Annotated in this window: 14 protein-coding genes and 1 pseudogene; 9 read left to right on the top strand and 6 right to left on the bottom strand. The window is 72.6% G+C overall.

Features of this window, described 5'->3' with window-relative positions; translation table 11 throughout:
* Positions 1–13: 13 nt before the first annotated feature.
* Entirely contained in the window at positions 14–532 is a 519-nt protein-coding gene (locus Psi01_RS24560) for a hypothetical protein (protein ID WP_204066443.1), read from the top strand.
* Positions 533–569: 37 nt separating this feature from the next.
* Here Psi01_RS24560 and Psi01_RS24550 read toward each other — a convergent pair.
* A pseudogene (locus Psi01_RS24550) lies at positions 570–1,235 on the bottom strand (sulfotransferase family protein).
* A 5-nt stretch (positions 1,236–1,240) separates the two neighbouring features.
* On the opposite strand from Psi01_RS24550, the gene Psi01_RS24545 reads away from it, so the two are divergent.
* Positions 1,241–1,576: a hypothetical protein gene (locus Psi01_RS24545; protein ID WP_204066441.1), complete on the top strand. Its 336-nt coding sequence runs from the start codon at positions 1,241–1,243 to the stop codon at positions 1,574–1,576.
* On the opposite strand, the gene Psi01_RS24540 is transcribed toward Psi01_RS24545, so the two are convergent.
* Complete coding sequence (locus Psi01_RS24540; protein WP_204066440.1) at positions 1,536–1,991, bottom strand: cupin domain-containing protein; 456 nt, start codon at positions 1,989–1,991, stop codon at positions 1,536–1,538. The genes Psi01_RS24545 and Psi01_RS24540 overlap by 41 nt on opposite strands.
* A gap of 52 nt (positions 1,992–2,043) precedes the next feature.
* Here Psi01_RS24540 and Psi01_RS24535 point away from each other — a divergent pair, with 52 nt between their 5' ends.
* The 4 genes from Psi01_RS24535 (at position 2,044) to Psi01_RS24520 (ending at position 5,283) form a co-directional block, all read left to right on the top strand.
* The gene (locus tag Psi01_RS24535) at positions 2,044–3,009 is read left to right on the top strand and encodes a helix-turn-helix domain-containing protein (RefSeq protein WP_204066439.1); all 966 of its coding nucleotides are present in this window, start codon (positions 2,044–2,046) and stop codon (positions 3,007–3,009) included.
* Positions 3,010–3,189: 180 nt separating this feature from the next.
* Positions 3,190–3,891, top strand: a complete 702-nt coding sequence (locus tag Psi01_RS24530) for a DUF4328 domain-containing protein (RefSeq protein ID WP_204066438.1) — start codon at positions 3,190–3,192, stop codon at positions 3,889–3,891.
* A gap of 79 nt (positions 3,892–3,970) precedes the next feature.
* Positions 3,971–4,933 (top strand): hypothetical protein, encoded by a 963-nt coding sequence (locus Psi01_RS24525; protein WP_204066437.1) that lies wholly within the window; start codon positions 3,971–3,973, stop codon positions 4,931–4,933.
* Positions 4,927–5,283 (top strand): GntR family transcriptional regulator, encoded by a 357-nt coding sequence (locus tag Psi01_RS24520; RefSeq protein ID WP_204066436.1) that lies wholly within the window; start codon positions 4,927–4,929, stop codon positions 5,281–5,283. The genes Psi01_RS24525 and Psi01_RS24520 overlap by 7 nt, the downstream gene beginning before the upstream one ends.
* Before the next feature lie 48 nt (positions 5,284–5,331).
* Here the strand turns inward: Psi01_RS24520 and Psi01_RS24515 are convergent, their stop codons facing one another.
* Entirely contained in the window at positions 5,332–5,904 is a 573-nt protein-coding gene (locus Psi01_RS24515) for an ArsR/SmtB family transcription factor (protein WP_204066435.1), read from the bottom strand.
* 75 nt (positions 5,905–5,979) lie between these two features.
* On the opposite strand from Psi01_RS24515, the gene Psi01_RS24510 reads away from it, so the two are divergent.
* Positions 5,980–7,242, top strand: coding sequence for an MFS transporter (locus Psi01_RS24510; protein ID WP_204066434.1), 1,263 nt, complete (start codon positions 5,980–5,982; stop codon positions 7,240–7,242).
* On the opposite strand, the gene Psi01_RS24505 is transcribed toward Psi01_RS24510, so the two are convergent.
* Positions 7,239–8,036, bottom strand: a complete 798-nt coding sequence (locus Psi01_RS24505) for a crotonase/enoyl-CoA hydratase family protein (RefSeq protein ID WP_204066433.1) — start codon at positions 8,034–8,036, stop codon at positions 7,239–7,241. The two genes, Psi01_RS24510 and Psi01_RS24505, sit on opposite strands and share 4 nt — an antisense overlap.
* Positions 8,037–8,107: 71 nt before the next feature.
* Between Psi01_RS24505 and Psi01_RS24500 the strand changes: the two genes are divergently transcribed.
* Entirely contained in the window at positions 8,108–9,505 is a 1,398-nt protein-coding gene (locus Psi01_RS24500) for an aminotransferase-like domain-containing protein (RefSeq protein WP_307819263.1), read from the top strand.
* A 56-nt stretch (positions 9,506–9,561) separates the two neighbouring features.
* Here Psi01_RS24500 and Psi01_RS24495 read toward each other — a convergent pair whose 3' ends face one another.
* Both Psi01_RS24495 and Psi01_RS24490 read right to left on the bottom strand, forming a co-directional pair.
* Positions 9,562–13,155 (bottom strand): WD40 repeat domain-containing serine/threonine protein kinase, encoded by a 3,594-nt coding sequence (locus tag Psi01_RS24495; protein WP_204066431.1) that lies wholly within the window; start codon positions 13,153–13,155, stop codon positions 9,562–9,564.
* 76 nt (positions 13,156–13,231) lie between these two features.
* Complete coding sequence (locus Psi01_RS24490) at positions 13,232–13,741, bottom strand: hypothetical protein (RefSeq protein WP_204066430.1); 510 nt, start codon at positions 13,739–13,741, stop codon at positions 13,232–13,234.
* Between the two features lie 245 nt (positions 13,742–13,986).
* Here Psi01_RS24490 and Psi01_RS24485 point away from each other — a divergent pair, with 245 nt between their 5' ends.
* Positions 13,987–15,237, top strand: coding sequence for a GAF domain-containing sensor histidine kinase (locus tag Psi01_RS24485; RefSeq protein WP_204066429.1), 1,251 nt, complete (start codon positions 13,987–13,989; stop codon positions 15,235–15,237).
* Positions 15,238–15,288 lie beyond the last annotated feature (51 nt).

Here is a 15,288-nt window from a genome sequence, read left to right as displayed (position 1 = left end):
AATCCAAAACGGTGTGAGACACACATTCCGCACCCTGATCGCGACCGGCGCCGCCGCGGCCGCCGTGCTGTCGGGCACCGCCGCTCACGCCGCGACGATTCCGGACTTCAAGCAGCCGAAGGTCTTCGGCACGACCTTCCAGGCCGATCCCGGCCACGACTTCACCAAGGGCATCCACTCCCGCCGCGACGGCATCCTCCGCGGCTGGATCACCTCGGTGCGCGGCCGGGTCGCCGAGTACGAGCCGATCCGCTGGAAGCGGGACAAGCACACCGAGGGCTACTTCGTCGGCCCGCCCGAGGGCGACGTGCGCGCCTACGCCTCCCCAGTCGCCTCCGGCGTGCGCTATCTCAGCGCCTACGGATGCACGAGCGCCGCCGGCGGCCTGACGGTCGACCGGCGCACCGGGCTGGGCGCCAAGCGCTGCTCCAGGAGCACGCTGATCAAGCGGGTCAAGAACGAGAAGCGACCGGCGCTCATCACGGTGTACCGCGGCGAGATCGTCCAGGTTCAGGAGATCTTCACCCCCTGACACCGGCGACGCCCTGCTCCGGCGGCCGCCGGGGCCGTCAGCGCCTGAGCAGGATCAGCCGCAGCCGCCTGAGGGGCCGCTTGCGCCGGAACGCCGCACGCTCGTTGACCTGGGGAAAAGGGGCCTCCGGGACGGGGGGCGCGAGGAAGGCGCACAGCGGCCCTCAGCCCTGCCGGACGTCGAAGACCAGCAGCCGGTCGGGCGGGATCGCGGCCTTTACTTCGGCGACGTGCCGCTCGAAGACCGCCAGGACGTGGGCGCGGTCGTCGATGCGGCCGTCGAAGACGCGGTCCATGACGGTCGCCCCGGCCATGCGCGGGTAGAGCGCGAAGTCCGGGGCCCGCCACGCCACCAGCCGGCGCGTCACCCTGCGGTGCGGGGGCGTCGGCCGCCGCTCCGCCAGGGCGCTCGCGAAGATGGTCTCGCTGACGCTGTCGTACCACCGGTCCGGATCGCGGACGGTGAGGACGACCTTCGCGCCGGGATAGTGCTCGGCCGGCTCCCGCCAGTACGCCGCGGCGGGCCAGTCCGCCGCCGCCGGGAACCCGTCGAACAGCTCTTCCCAGTCCCGGCCGCGCCCCTCGCCGACGTCAGCCACGAGCTGCGCACGCCGCTGACCCGCCTGCACACCTGCACACCTGCACACCTGCGCCCAGCTCGTCGCCTGCCGGCTGCGGCGCGGGACCGACCCGGCCCTGGTCATGGACGATGTGGACCAGCTGGTCCCCGGCACCCGGCACCCGGCAGCTGGGCGAGGCGGTGGAGGACCTGCTGCCGGCGGCCCGGCTCAGGCGGGCGTGCGGGTCGTTCGGTCCCGTCGGCCTCACCGCGCTGGCCGAGGCGGCCCGCGCCAGGGAGCGCGATGTGAAGATCGAGGTGCGCCGTCAGGACGCCTGCGACCACATCGTGCGCGGGGCGCAGCCGGCGCTCCGCCGGGTGATCTCGGCGCTCCTCGACGACGCCCTCGGCCACACCGGCGCGGGCGGTCGCCGGGCGGCTGAGGTCAGCGGGCCGTACCGGCCGGGCCGCCGCTCCGGTCGGTGAGCGCGTGTCCCGTGGTGACGTCGACGTGGGACGGCACGGTCTCGTGACGGTCGCCCACGCTCAGGGTGCCGGTCGGCTCGAACATCAGGATCGAGGCCCCGCCGGGCGAGAACGGCCGGTGCTCGACACCGCGCGGGACGACGAACACCGCTCCCCTGGGCAGGGTGACGGCCCGCTCCGCCACGTGGGCGTCATCGGCGCCACCGTTACCGCCGCCGTCTCGCAGGCTGATGGCCAGTTCACCGTCCAGCACCAGGAAGAACTCGTCGGTGTCGTCGTGGGCGTGCCAGACGTGCTCGCCCTCGACCTTGGCGATCCGGACGTCGTAGTCGTTCACCCGCGTGACGATCCGCGGGCTCCACAGGTCGGTGAAGGTGGCCAGGGCGGTCTGCAGTTCGATCGGTTCGTTGCTCACCCGATCACCATGCCCGCTGGCCGGACGGAACGGTGAGTGCTAGGAATCGCATATGTCGCAAGGATCCTCGCACCGGGTCGTGATGATCGTCGACTCCGGCTCGAACCCGTTCGAGCTGGGGGTGGCCACTGAGCTGTTCGGCCTGCGCCGTCCCGAACTGGACCGGCCGTGGTACGACTTCGGCCTGTGCGCCACGGGCGGCGAGGTGGTCATGCACGCCGGGTTCTTCACCATGTCGGGCGTCGCCGGGCTGGAGGCGGTCGAGCGCGCGGACACGGTCATCGTGCCCAACCGGCCCGATCCGGAGGTCGCACCGGACCCGGCGGTCCTGGAGGCCGTCCGGTGCGCCGCCGGACGCGGCGCCCGGCTGGTCAGCTTCTGCACCGGCGCGTTCGCCCTGGCGGCCGCGGGCGTACTCGACGGCCGCCGGGCCACCACGCACTGGCGCTGGGCCGGGCTGTTCCGCTCCCGGTTCCCCGCCGTACGGCTTGAGCCCGACGTGTTGTTCGTGGACGACGGCGACGTGCTGACCTCCGCCGGCAGCGCGTCCGCGCTCGATCTGGGCCTGCACCTGATCCGCCGCGACCACGGCGCCGAGGTCGCCAACGCGGTGAGCCGGCGCCTGGTGTTCGCCGTCCACCGCGACGGCGGGCAGCGCCAGTTCATCGAACGCCCGGTGGCCGGTGCTCCGGACGTCTCGCTGGCGCCCCTCCTCGGCTGGGCGCAGGAGAACCTGGACCTCCCGCTGGCGGTCGCCGACCTGGCGGCCCGCGCCGCCGTCAGCCCTGCGACCCTGCACCGGCGCTTCCAGGCCGAGCTCGGCACCACCCCGCTGGCCTGGCTCACCGCCGAACGCGTCTCCCTGGCCTGCAGGCTCATCGAGCGCGGGGAGACCAGACTGGAGGCCGTGGCCAGGGCCAGCGGCCTGGGCAGCGCCGCCAACCTGCGCGCGCAGATGCGACGGCAGACCGGCCTCAGCCCCTCCGCCTACCGCGAGCGGTTCGCGCGCTCCGGCTGAGCGTCATCACACTCCGCAGGCATTCGTATACTTCTCAATCAGTACGAAAGGGCATAAATCGTACATAAAGCCGCTTTGCCTTTTTCGCTGAGCGGCATCCCCTCGGGAACACACCTCCTCGCCCGTACGGCTCCCCGCCCCGCCACAAGGACAGCCATGCATCCCCAGCCCGTAGCAACCATGCCGTATGCGCCCGTACGGCCGATCCGCCCCGTCCGCGGACTGGCGATCACCGTCATCACCCTGCTGGGCGTCAACGCGCTCGCCGACCTGTTCGCCCTGGTCGCCGCCTTCGAACGGGTCTCCGTCGTGTCCGCCCTCATGGAGGATCCCTCCTCGGTGGAGATGGCCAAGGCGGAGGCCAGCGACAGCCTCTACGCGCTGGGCGCACTGGTGCAGATGGCGACCTATCTCATCACCGCGATCGTCTTCATGATCTGGCTGTTCCGGGCCCGCTCCAACGCCGAGGCCATGATGGACGTCCCGCACCGGCGCCACGCCGCCTGGATCATCTTCGGCTGGAGCATGCCGATCGTCAGCTTCTGGTTCCCCCGCCAGATCGTCGACGACATCTGGACGACCTCCTGGCTGGGCTCCAGAGGCATCACCACCCTGTCGGGGCTCACCCTCAGTACCATCCGCCGCCCCCGGCTGGTACTGGCCTGGTGGCTGCTGTGGATCGCCGGCATGTATGTGCCCAACCTCATCTACCGCTTCCTCGCCCCCGGCGACGACCTGCAGTCCTACCTCACGGCCGCCAGGACCGAGATCATTTTCACCGGACCGGTCCTGGCCTGCGCCGTCCTGGCAGGAATGATCGTCTGGAAGATAACCGACTTCCAGGAACGCCGCCGCCAGGCGGGCCCCCTGTCCCACTGGTGAGAAAGAGGCGTCCGGCACCGGGCACTTTCCAAAACTGTTTGGAGTGTTATATTCAAAACCAAACAGTGGAGATCCGGTCATGGTCGCTCTCACGTCTCCCCGCTCCCTCGATCCCGCCGCGCCAGGACGGCGGCGCCGGCTGGCCCTGACGGCCGCCGGCCCGGTGTTCCTCCTGCTCATCCCCCTGGCTTCGATCGGCCTGTACGGCGGGCACCTGCCGGATCACGGTCCCGGGCAGGGCTGGTCCGCGGGGAATGCCGTCGTCATGGTGGTCTACTTCGAGGCGATACTGCTCATCACCTTCCTGCGCTACCGGCATCTGCCCCGGGTCCAGCAGGCCCTGGTCGCCGCCGCCTTCTTCCTCGGCCTGTCGGTGCCGGTGACGGAGACGTTGTCGATGCTCGCGGCGGCCTCGGGCGCGGCCACCCGGCCCGGCTGGCACCTGGCGGTGGAGATCGCCGTCAGCGTGGCGGCGCCCGCGCTGGGCTGGGCGCTGGCGGGCCCGCTGCCGCCGTCGCCCGAGGCCACCGCCGCACCGCCTCCGCACGCCCCCGCCATGGTGCTGAGTCCCGGACAGCGCGCCGTGTTCACCGCCTCGGCCTGGTCGATGCGCAGGCTGACGGCGGCCGTGGCGATCGCTGCGGTCACCGCGTACGTCACGTCCGGTGACCCCCGCTCGTGGCAGGGTCCGGTGATGCTGGCGCTGTGGACGCTGTTCGAGGCGGCGCAGGCACGCACCCACCTGCAGATCGACGGCTCGGGGGTCACGGTGCGCGTCCCCTGGCTGCCCGTCCTGCGGCGGACGGTGCCCTACGCGTCGATCCGGTCGGCCGAGGCCGGGACCGAGGCCCCCGCCGGACGCTACAGGCTGGACGACGGTCCGGCGGGCTGGGGCGTCGTCGGCGGAAGGGCGCCGGTGCTCATCTTGGCCCTGGCCGACGGCCGCCGGTTCGTCTACTCCACGCGCGAGGCCGAGACGGCCGCCGCCCTGGTCAACGGATGGCTGCGCAGGCAGCGGGGAGCGGAGACGACCCCGTGCTGATCACGATCGACCCCTCGTCGGCCCGGCCCCTCGCCGACCAGGTGGCCGACTCGGTCCGCGCCGCGCTGGCCGACGGCATGGCCGCCCCCGGCGACCGGCTCCCCTCCGCCCGCACCGTGGCCGCCGCCCTCGGCATCAACCTGCACACCGTTCTCCGCGGCTACCAGCAACTTCGCGACGAGGGCCTGATAGAGCTGCGCCGCGGCCGCACCGCCGTCGTCACCGGCGCAGCCGACCAGCTCCGCCTCCGGCTCTCCGCCGCGGCCGAGGAGTTCGTCAGGGCCGCCCGGCGGGCCGGAGCCTCCGACGAGGAGGCCCTGGCCGCGGTCCACCGGTCGCTCCGGCAGTGACGAGGGGTACGCGGACGGCCTGCCGTACCGCTTGGACGTCCCGCCCGCCTACCGGTCGTCGATGCGGTGCAGCACGAGGATGCCGCCGTAGGCCGGCTGGTCGAGGCGCCCGGGCTCGGTGACGATGTACTCGTCGAGGATCGCGAGGATGCGGCTCTCCAGGGCGGCGGCGTCCTCGGCCGACAGATGCAGCATGAACCGCGCGAAGGTCTGCACGGACTCCGGGCCCGCCTCGTGGAGCTCCTGCTGGAACGCCTCGATGGGGGCGAATCTGGCCTCCGGGTCGGCGACGTCGGACTCCAGGCTCAGCCACCATGACAGCCCGGTGGACCGGTAGGGCTTCTCCAGCGCGCCGCTGACGCCGGTGCGGACCGGCGCCGGTTCGAGGAAGCCCGCGTCGGCGAGTTGCCGTACGTGATAGAGCACCGTGCCCGGGTCGCGGTCGAGCCGGTCGGCGAGCTGTTTGTTCGTCAGTTCCTGCTGGGCGCACAGGCGCAGGATGCGCACGCGCAGCGGGTGCGCCAGCGCCTTGGCCTCCTGGACCGTCGCCGCCCGGCGCTCCCGGGGGGCGGTCCGGCCGGCCGGCTGTCCGCCCTGCCGTCCGCCGGTCCGCTCGTCCACGCGTTCACCGTACCGAATCGATCGACGAAATACACATCGATGGAATTTTATCCATCGGTGGGTGATACTCAATTCATGGCATCGGACACCACCGGCCCTCCCCCCGGACGGGAGTCGCTGGGTCCCTCCTACTGGAGGCTGTGGACCTCCAGCGGCCTGTCGAACCTCGCCGACGGCATCGTCCGCATCGCCCTGCCGCTGGCCGCCGTGCAGGTCACCCGCTCCCCCGCGCTGATCGCCGGGCTGGCCATCGCCGTGACGCTTCCCTGGCTGCTGTTCGCGCTGCACGCCGGCGCCCTGGCCGACCGCGCCGACCGCCGCCGGATGATGCTCGCGGCCAACGGCGCACGCGCCGTGCTGCTCGCCGTCCTCGCACTGATGATCGTCTTCGACGCCGGATCGATCTGGGTCCTGTACGTCGTGGCGTTCTGCATCGGCACCACCGAAACGCTCTACGACACCGCGGCCCAGTCGATCCTGCCGCAGATTGTGCCGCGCGAGCGGCTCTCCCGCGCCAACGGGCGGCTGTACGCGGTCGAGCTGACCGCCAACGAGTTCGTCGGCCCGCCCCTGGCCGGATTCCTGGTCGCGGCGGGCCTGGCCGCGGCCTTCTTCGCGCCCGCCGCCATGTGGGCCGCCGCGGTGGCCGCCCTGCTGCTGGTACGCGGGCCGTTCCGGGTCGAACGGGACCTCTCCACCAGCCTGCGCGCCGACATCGCCGAGGGACTGCGCTTCCTGTGGCGCCACCGGCTGCTGCGCACGCTCGCGGTCATGGTCGGCGTGTTCAACTTCGCCACCAACGCGGTCCTGGCCGTCTTCGTCCTGTACGCGGTCGGCCCGGCATCGGTCATGGAACTGTCCGAACCGGCCTTCGGCCTGCTGCTGGCCACCATCGCCGCCGGGAGCCTGTGCGGCTCGTTCGTCGCCGAACGGATCGAACGCCGGCTCGGCCGGGCCCGCTGCCTGGCGCTGGCCTTCGCCGGCGGCGCCCTGCTGCTCGGCATACCCGCGGTGACGGCCCGGCCCTTCCTGATCGGCGCCGGGTTCTTCGTCGGCGGCGTCGGGATCGTCGTGTGGAACGTGGTCACGGTCTCCCTGCGCCAGCGCATCACCCCCGACCGCCTGCTCGGCCGCCTCAACAGCGGCTACCGGCTGGTGGCCTGGGGCACCCGCCCGCTGGGCGCCGCGGCGGGCGGCCTGCTGGCCCAGCTGTTCGGGCTGCGCGCGGTGTTCGCCGTCATGGCCGTGCTGACCCTCGCCCTCCTGACGGGCCTGCGGACGGTCACCGACGACAGCATGGACGCCGCCGAACGACAGCAGGACGACCCGCGGCGTTAGAACTGCGCGCTTCGAGCGGGAACACCCGCCGCGGCGCGGTCGAGGAAGCGGCGCAACCCGTCTCGCACCCCGTCGGTCGGCACGGTGGCGGCGAAGCAGGCGGCCTCGACCGCCAGTCCTTCGTCGATCGGCAGGTTGACACCGCGGGTGACCGAACGCAGGCAGGCCGCCACGGCCGTCGGCGCGTGCCGGATGATCCGGGCCGCCAGGTCCCGCGCGGCGGCGAGGAGCTCGTCCGCGGGGACGACGGCGTTGACCAGGCCGATCTCGGCGGCCCGTGCGGCGGGGATCGGGTCCCCGGTCAGGATCATCTCCAGGCCGCGCTTGCGGCCGACGTGGCGCGGCAGCCGCTGGGAGCCGCCGAACGGCGGAGGGAAACCGAGGGTGATCTCGGGCTTGGCGAACGTCGCGTGCCCGGCGGCGATCGCGAGCGGAGCGGCCTCGACGATCTCGCAGCCGCCGCCGTAGGCCAGGCCGTTGACCGCGGCGATCACCGGCTTGGGGAACTCCTCGATCCGCCGGGTCAGCGCGTGACCGCGCCGGACGATCTCGCGGAGAGCGCGTTCGGTCCCGCCCGCGATGCTCCCGGCGAGAGACGGGATGTCCGCACCGGCGCTGAACGCCCTGGGACCGGCCCCGGTCAGGACGACCGCGCGGACCGAGTCGTCGGACTCGACGCGGTCGAGCACGGCCAGCAGCGTGTCGATCGTCGGATAGTCGAGCGCGTTGAGCTTGCGCTCCCGGTCGATGGTGATGGTGATCAGGCGGTCATCCTGGTCGATGTGGACGGTCATGCGCTCGGGACTCCGTTCGCTGGGGGTCGGCCGTACCGAGCCTAGGAGCCGTAATCTAGGACGATCCAACAATCGTCCTAGATACAGCAGCGTCCCAGATCCAGCAGTGCCCCAGCAGACCCGGGGAGTCCGGCATCCGGTCACCGCTCTACAAGGCCATCGTCGACGAGTTCGCCGCGGCGATCCGCTCCGGCGCGCTCCCGGCGGGCGCCCGCCTTCCCGCACACCGCGATCTCGCGCGGGAGCGGCGCATCGCGCTGGCCACGGCCACCCGGGTCTACGCCGAACTGGCCGCGATGGGGCTGGTCACGGGCGAGCCGGGGCGCGGGACGTTCGTCCGGCACCAGGCGGGCTACGACGGGCCGGAGCCCTCGCGTGCCCTGCCGGTGCCGCGCGTGGCCGACCTGTCGTTCAACCAGCCGCTGGCCCACGGCCAGGCCGACCAGCTGCGCCTGGCCCTGCGGGCCCTCTCCTCCTCTGGCGGGATCGAGTCGCTGCTCCGCCAGCACCCGCCGGGCGGGCGCGCGCACGACCGCGCGGTCGTGGCCACCTACCTGCTCGACCGCGCGATCGACGCCGCACCGGCCGAGGTCGTGCTGACCGGCGGGACCCAGCAGGCGCTCGACTGCGTGCTGCGCGCGCTCACCCGGCCCGGCGACGTCCTGGCCGTCGACGCGCTCAGCTACCCGGGCATCAGGCTGCTCGCCTCCCAGCACGGCCTGGACCTGGCCCCCGTCCCGGTGACACCGACCGGCCCGGACCTCGACGCGCTGGAGCGGCTGTGCCGTGTACGGCGCGTCCGCGCGATCTACACGATCCCCACGGTGCACAACCCGCTCGGCTGGGTGCTCGACCGGGAGCAGCGCCTGCGGCTGGCCGCCACGGCGCGCGCCCACGACTGCGTGATCGTCGAGGACGGCACCTACGCGTTCCTCGAGGCCGCGCCGCCTCCTCCGCTGCGGGCGCTCGCCCCCGAGCGCACCTGCTACGTCGCCGGTCTGTCCAAGAACGTCGCGACCGGGCTCCGGTTCGGCTTCGCCGTGGTGCCCGCCCGGCACGTCGAAGCCGTCACCAGGAGCCTGCGGGCGGCCTCGTGGGGCGTGCCGGGTCTCGTCGTCGCGATCGCCACCGGCTGGATGGCCGACGGCACGGTCGCGCGGCTGGAGCGGGCCCGCCGCCGGGACGCCGCCGCGCGGCAGGACATCGCCCGGGCCGAGCTGGCCGGCCTGGACGTCACGGCGCACCCCGTCTCCTACAGCGTCTGGCTCGGCCTGGAGGCGCACCAGCGTCCCGACCACGTGGCGGCGGTCCTCGCGCGGGAAGGGATCCTCGTGTCCACCGCCGACGCGTTCGCCACCGGCCCCTCCCGCCCCCGTGCGCTCCGGCTGGCGCTGGGCACGCCGCCGCTGGACGGGCTCGGGCCGGCGCTGCGCCGCCTGCGCTGCGCGATCGAAGCGATCCCGCCGTGACGACCCGCCGGACCACGGGTCCGGCCCGCGAAGGCCCGAAGGCTCGCGGAGCTCCTTCAGCACACCTTCACGTACGGCGTGTCACCGCCCACGTGCTCCTGCCACTCCGCGGACGTCAGCGAACGGCCCGCCCGCCCGCACACCTCGGGAAGGGCGCGCCGGGGATCGAGCGGCACACTCTGGAAGCCTCCGTCCGGGCCGAGCATGTACAGCGTGCCGCCGTCCCGGGAGAAGGCGGCGAAGGGCGCGTCCACGCTGTAGTCCGTCTCCCCGCTCACGGCGGCTCCCAGCGGTGCTCCGAGCTGCTGGCCGGTGGCGACGTCGAACACGGTGACCTGGGTGCCGTGCGCGACGGCGAGAAGACGCCCGTCGGGAGAGAACTCCGCGCTCTGCGCCCGGCCGGGCAGCCTGAACAGCTGCCCGGCCGGTTTCCAGGTCCGGGTGTCCCACAGGGTCACCGCCCCGGTGCCGTACGGCGAGACGGCGAGGGAGCCCGCGGGGGCGAGCACCATCCACTCCCTGGCGAGTGTGCCCGGACCCTTCGCCCGCGGCAGCACCTTCCCGGCGCGCAGGTCGATCACGTCGACCCCGCCCGGGTCCGCGGTGACCAGCGTCGCGCCGTCGGGGCTGAAGGACAGCCGTCCTCCGGCGACCGGCCGGAACCGCTTGACGACTTTCCCGCGCCCGAGATCGACGATCATGACGGTGCCCTCACCGTGGTAGTCGTTGGGCAGGCCGGCGCTGACCGCCAGGAGGCGGCCGTCCGGGCTGATCTCCATATCGGCCTTCTCGGCGCCGTCGAACTCCATCTCGATCTCAAGCAGCGGGCGCCGGGTGGTCACGTCCCACAGCTTCACCCCCTCGGCCGAGCTGTTCATGAAGCCGGTCGCCAGGGTGCGGCCGTCCGGGGTGACGGCCAGGCCCACGTCGTCGAACTCGTCGCCCGCACCGACCTTGATCTTCAGATCCCTCTCCGTGAGGGCGGGCGGCGACCAGGTGCGGACGGTCCCGCCGGTCGTCCCGAACAGGGTGTCCGCGGCGGAGCGCAGCCGGGTGACATCGGTCCGCACGCGCGGCGGGCGGGTCTGGCGGCCGATGTCGTAGACGGTGACCTGTCCCGAGTCGTCCAGCACGGTCAGCATCCGGTTGTCGGCGCTGATCCTCGGCGGTCCGACGACGGTGGAGGCCATGGGGAGGCGGAGCAGCTGGACGGCGTCGCTCAGCCGCCACAGCGAGAGGGCGGACCGCCCCGTCCCGGCGTCGAAGGTGACCATGAACTCACCGTCGGCGCTGAAGACCGCCTCGCCGCCCGCGCCCTCGAGCCCCCGCTCGTCCCACGCGCCGCGCGACAGGTTCCACAGCCTCACCTTCTCCTCACCGCCCACGGCGGCGATCTCACCGTCGGGTGAGAAGGCCAGGACCCGGCCGGCGAGGTCGCCGGGGAGGCGTCTCCCCTCCACCGGGCCGTCCCCGGTGAAGTTCCGCAGGTTCCCCCCGCCGGATTCGTCGCCGACCGCGCCGAAGCGATCGCCCGGTCCCAGGACCACGTTGCCCACCTCCGTGGCTCCCGGAGGCGCGTCCTGCGGGAGCTCCAGCTTGCGGCGCGCGACGTTCCACAGTCCGCGGAACGGTCCGCCCACGTTCTGGAACACGTGGAGGTAGCCGCCGCCCGGGCTGAAACGCAGGCCGGTGGGCTCTCCCCCGCTCCCCCCGTCCTCCCGGTATGTGCCGGGGAGCGAAGGACCGCCGCCCAGGAGCTTCCCGGTGCGCAGGCTCCACAGCCGGACACCGTCCCCGCCCAGGGCCAGAGTGTCGCCGTCCGGGCTGAGCGCGGCACTGAAAGGGCCCTGGCCGACCCCGGTGAACGTCGTGATCGTCTTGCCGGTCCGCACGTCGTACGCGGTCACCCTGCCGCCGCCGGCGCTGACCAGGATCCGGCCGTCCTCACTCAGCGCCCGTCCGGTGTTGGCCGGGATCGGGTCCGTGAAGACGTGCCGCTGCTGCTGGCCGAGAGAGCTGAGCACCGCCGCCCTGGCCTCGGGGACGTCCGCGACGCGGTAGGCGGCCACGCTCAGCAGCATCGCCTTCGCCGGGTCGCGGTCGCGGAGCGCGTCGGCCTGCAGGGCCAGCCGCCGGGCGGTGACCTGCGCGCGCTGCTCGGCCAGCCGCCGGTCGCTCTCGTCGCTCCTGAGTGACTGCTGCCAGGCGAGCGCGCCGCCGGTGAGCGAGGCGACGAGCAGTACGGCCATGCCCGCGCTCACCAGCCTGCGCCGCCTGCGCCGCTGCAGGGACCGGGCCCTGCTGGTGCGGACGAATTCGGTCTCGGTGGGGTTCAGCCGCACCCGGGCGGAGGAGGTCCAGGTCAGAGCCGCGTTCAGGGCGCTGCCCTGCAGGAGGTCCTCGGGGTGGTGCCCGTTGGCCGCCCAGTGGTAGGCGGCCTCGCCGAGCCGGCGATGGCGGCCGATCGTCTCGTGCTCGGCGCTGATCCACTCGTGCAGCCGGGGCCAGGCGTGCAGGAGCGCCGCCTTGCCCATGGTGACCGTGCCGGCCGTGATCCGGACGAGCGAGGCCTGCTCCAGCTCGGTCAGCACCTGCGGGGCGGGATCGGGCAGGCCCTCGGTCAGCTCGCCGAGCCCGGCGGCGCGCGGCAGCTGTGTGTCGTCGCGCACGTCCACCAGGCGCAGCAGCATGTCCCGCATCATGTCCCGCCCGGCCGGCGGCAGCCCGGCGTAGACCTGCTCGGCCACCACGCCCAGGGCGGGCTCGGCGGCCAGGGCGTCCGGAGGCCGTACTCCCGTCGCGGCCTGCGCGCCGTCCGACAGCAGGTCCTCCCCGGCCGGGGGCAGGTCCCCCGGCGGAGCGTCGTCGCCGAGCAGGCCGAGCAGCAGCCGCTGCGCCGAAGGACGCGAGGCCGGATCCTTCGACAGTGCCGCGCCGACGAGGCCGCGCAGCTTGCCCGGCAGCATGCCGAGGTCGGGGTCGTGGGTCAGCAACCGGTTGATCACCGCGACCGGCGCGGGGCCGGTGAACGCGTCACGGCCGGTGGCGGCGAACAGCACCACCGCACCCCAGGCGAACACGTCCGCGGCGGGCTCGGCCTGGCCACCCGAGAACAGCTCCGGCGCCATGTACGAGGGGGTGCCCATCAGCTCCTCGGTGGTGGCGGCCGAGGCGTCCGAGGTGCGGGCGATGCCGAAGTCGATGACCCGGGGCCCGTCCGGGCCCAGCAGCACGTTCTCCGGTTTCAGGTCGCGGTGCACCACGTGCGCGCGGTGGATGGCGGCCAGCGCGGTGGCGATGCTGATCGCCAGCCGGTGCAGGGCGTCGCCGTCCAGGGGTCCCCCCTGGTTCACCGCCCGGCGCAGGCTGGGGCCCGGGACGAACTCGCTGACGATGTAGGGCCGCTCGCCCTCGAGGTCGTGGCCGATCACGCGGGCCGTGCAGAACGGGGGAACCCGCCGCAGCGCCCTGACCTCCTTGCCGAAGCGCCGCCGGAAGGCGGGATCGCCCACGAGGTGCGGATGCAGCAGTTTGACGGCGACCCTGTTGGCGGCGGCGTCGTAGGCCTCGTACACGACCCCCTGCCCGCCCGACCCCAGTCGTGTCGCCAGCCAGTAATCACCCAGGCGTACCGGGTCCCCCGAACGCAACCCCTCTGTCTCCACGCACCCTTAGATGCATGATCGGCCCGGCCGGTTGTCGTGAAGGTCGGCCGGGCCGTACCGGTCAGGCGTCGTAGTAGGTGTAGAGCGGCTTCCAGGTGCCGGAGTACAGGCAGTTCAGCGAGGGCTTGGCCGCCTTGGCCTCGGCGCAGATCTTGAACTCGACCTCGTAGACGCCGGTGTGGGAGAAGGTGAACTTGCGCGGCTTGTCATAGGAGCAGGTGCGGTAGTTGCGGTGCTTGAGGGCCACCTTGCCGCCGGACGCCTTGACGGAGACGCGGAACATGGCCCAGCCGCAGGTCGGCTTGCGGGTCAGGTCGGTGACGGTGCCGGTGACCATGACCCGGGCCGCGGGCGCGCTGCGGTCGTCCTTGGGCGTGGCCGTCAGCGAGCCGGACGCCACGGCCTTGCGGCCGGTGGCGTGATAGGGCCCCCACGAGGTGGGAGCGGCGGTCTGCGCGGAGTGCGCGTCCGTGGCCGGTACGGCCGGACCGGTGGCGGCGTGGGCGGCGGCCGGGGCGAGGACGGCGACGCCGGCGAGGGAGATGACGGCCAGGGCGCGAGCGGTGTTCATGCGGGGGCCTTTCCTGCGGTCTGCGACTGAACACAATGTGCGGCGAGTTGCTTTCAGCCCGCTTGAGGCCGGACTGCAAATAGATATCCGGCGGCATTACCGGAAAAACTGATACTGCCGGGTCAGGATGGCCTCCTCCATCCTGTTCTTTACCCGCCCCGTGAGGTGCGGCAGATGATCGGCGGCCGCAACCGGGTAGGGCCTATCCGTGGGAACCTCTCGACGGAGTGGACGGAAAACCGAGAATGACCAACGCACCGGGGGCGGCCGATGAGACCGAGCGCGTACGGGAGCTCGATGAGCTGAACGCGCTGGAGAGTCTGCTGGAACCAGACTTCCAGGCCATCGCCATCTCGGCCGCGCACGTCTGCCGGGCACCGATCGCGCTGGTCAATCTGATCGCCGAGAAGCGTCAGTACGTCAAGGGGCGGGCCGGCATCGATCTGACGGGGGTGAACCCGCCGGTCCCGTTCTGCGATCGGGCCATCTCCGAGCGGGAGTTCCTGGAGGTCCACGACGCGCGGGCCGACCCGCGTTTCCGTGATCATCCGATCGTGACCGGTCCGCCCCGGGTGCGTTTCTACGCGGGCATGCCGATGATCACCCGCCAGGGCAACGCCCTGGGCACGGTCTGTGTGATGGGCCCCGAGCCGGACCGGCTGGACGAGGCCCAGCGCCAGGCCCTGAACACCCTGGCCGCCCACGCCGTCACCCTGATCGAGCTGCACGGCCGCGCCCACCAGGCGGAGGAGGTCGTCCGGCGGCTGCACGCCCTGGAAAGGCTGAAGAACCAGTTCCTGAGCAGCCTCAACCACGAGTTGCGCACCCCGCTCACCTCGATCCGCAGCTATCTGGAACTCGTCCAGGAGGGCGGCCTGGACGAGGACACCGAGCACCGCTTCCTGCGCATCATCGAGCGCAACAGCGACCGCATGCTGCATCTGATCAACGCGTTGCTGCTGATGGCCAGCCTGAAGGCGCAGACCACCACCTTCACCCCGGACTCCGTCGACCTGTCCGACCTGGCCCGCCAGGCGGTCGAACGGGTGGCCTCCGCAGCCGAGCTCAAAGGGCTGGCCCTCAACCTGCACGCCCGTGACCGGGTGCGGGTGCGGGCCGACGCCGAGCAGCTGCGCAACGCGCTGCTGCAGGTCCTGGACAACGCGATCAAATTCACCGGCTCCGGCGGCGCCGTCGACGTGGTCGTCGTCGCCGGTCCCCCGCCCGAGGTGGAGATCCACGACACCGGGATCGGAGTGGAGTCCGAGGACCTGCGGCGCGTCTTCGAGGAGTTCTACCGGACCCAGCACGCCAAGGAGCAGGCCGTCGGAGGGACCGGGATAGGCCTGGCCATCGTCGAGAAGATCATGGAGATGCACGGCGGCACCGCCCGGATGGAGAAGGAGACGCACGACGGCGTGTGCGTCCACCTCACACTGCACCCGTCGTCGGTCCTCCCGGCTCCCGGCGATCCCGGTCCTTCCGGCGGGTCGTGACGTCCCGGTACGGCGGCCGGGCCCGCAGACCGTCCCCTCGGTGCGGCAGGG

Origin of the sequence: Paraplanobispora siamensis (assembly GCF_016863175.1) — a bacterium.
GTDB classification, from domain to species: Bacteria; Actinomycetota; Actinomycetes; order Streptosporangiales; family Streptosporangiaceae; genus Planobispora; species Planobispora siamensis.
Note: the sequence above shows the minus strand (reverse complement) of the source record. Positions and strands in the feature narration are given on the sequence as shown.

Coding starts and splice junctions, on each gene's coding strand:
- Psi01_RS24535 (WP_204066439.1), top strand. CDS start 2,044: ATGTCGCAAGGATCCTCGCACCGGGTCGTGATGATCGTCGACTCCGGC.
- Psi01_RS24530 (WP_204066438.1), top strand. CDS start 3,190: ATGCCGTATGCGCCCGTACGGCCGATCCGCCCCGTCCGCGGACTGGCG.
- Psi01_RS24505 (WP_204066433.1), bottom strand. CDS start 8,036: ATGACCGTCCACATCGACCAGGATGACCGCCTGATCACCATCACCATC.
- Psi01_RS24510 (WP_204066434.1), top strand. CDS start 5,980: ATGGCATCGGACACCACCGGCCCTCCCCCCGGACGGGAGTCGCTGGGT.
- Psi01_RS24490 (WP_204066430.1), bottom strand. CDS start 13,741: ATGAACACCGCTCGCGCCCTGGCCGTCATCTCCCTCGCCGGCGTCGCC.
- Psi01_RS24545 (WP_204066441.1), top strand. CDS start 1,241: ATGTGGACCAGCTGGTCCCCGGCACCCGGCACCCGGCAGCTGGGCGAG.
- Psi01_RS24525 (WP_204066437.1), top strand. CDS start 3,971: ATGGTCGCTCTCACGTCTCCCCGCTCCCTCGATCCCGCCGCGCCAGGA.
- Psi01_RS24485 (WP_204066429.1), top strand. CDS start 13,987: ATGACCAACGCACCGGGGGCGGCCGATGAGACCGAGCGCGTACGGGAG.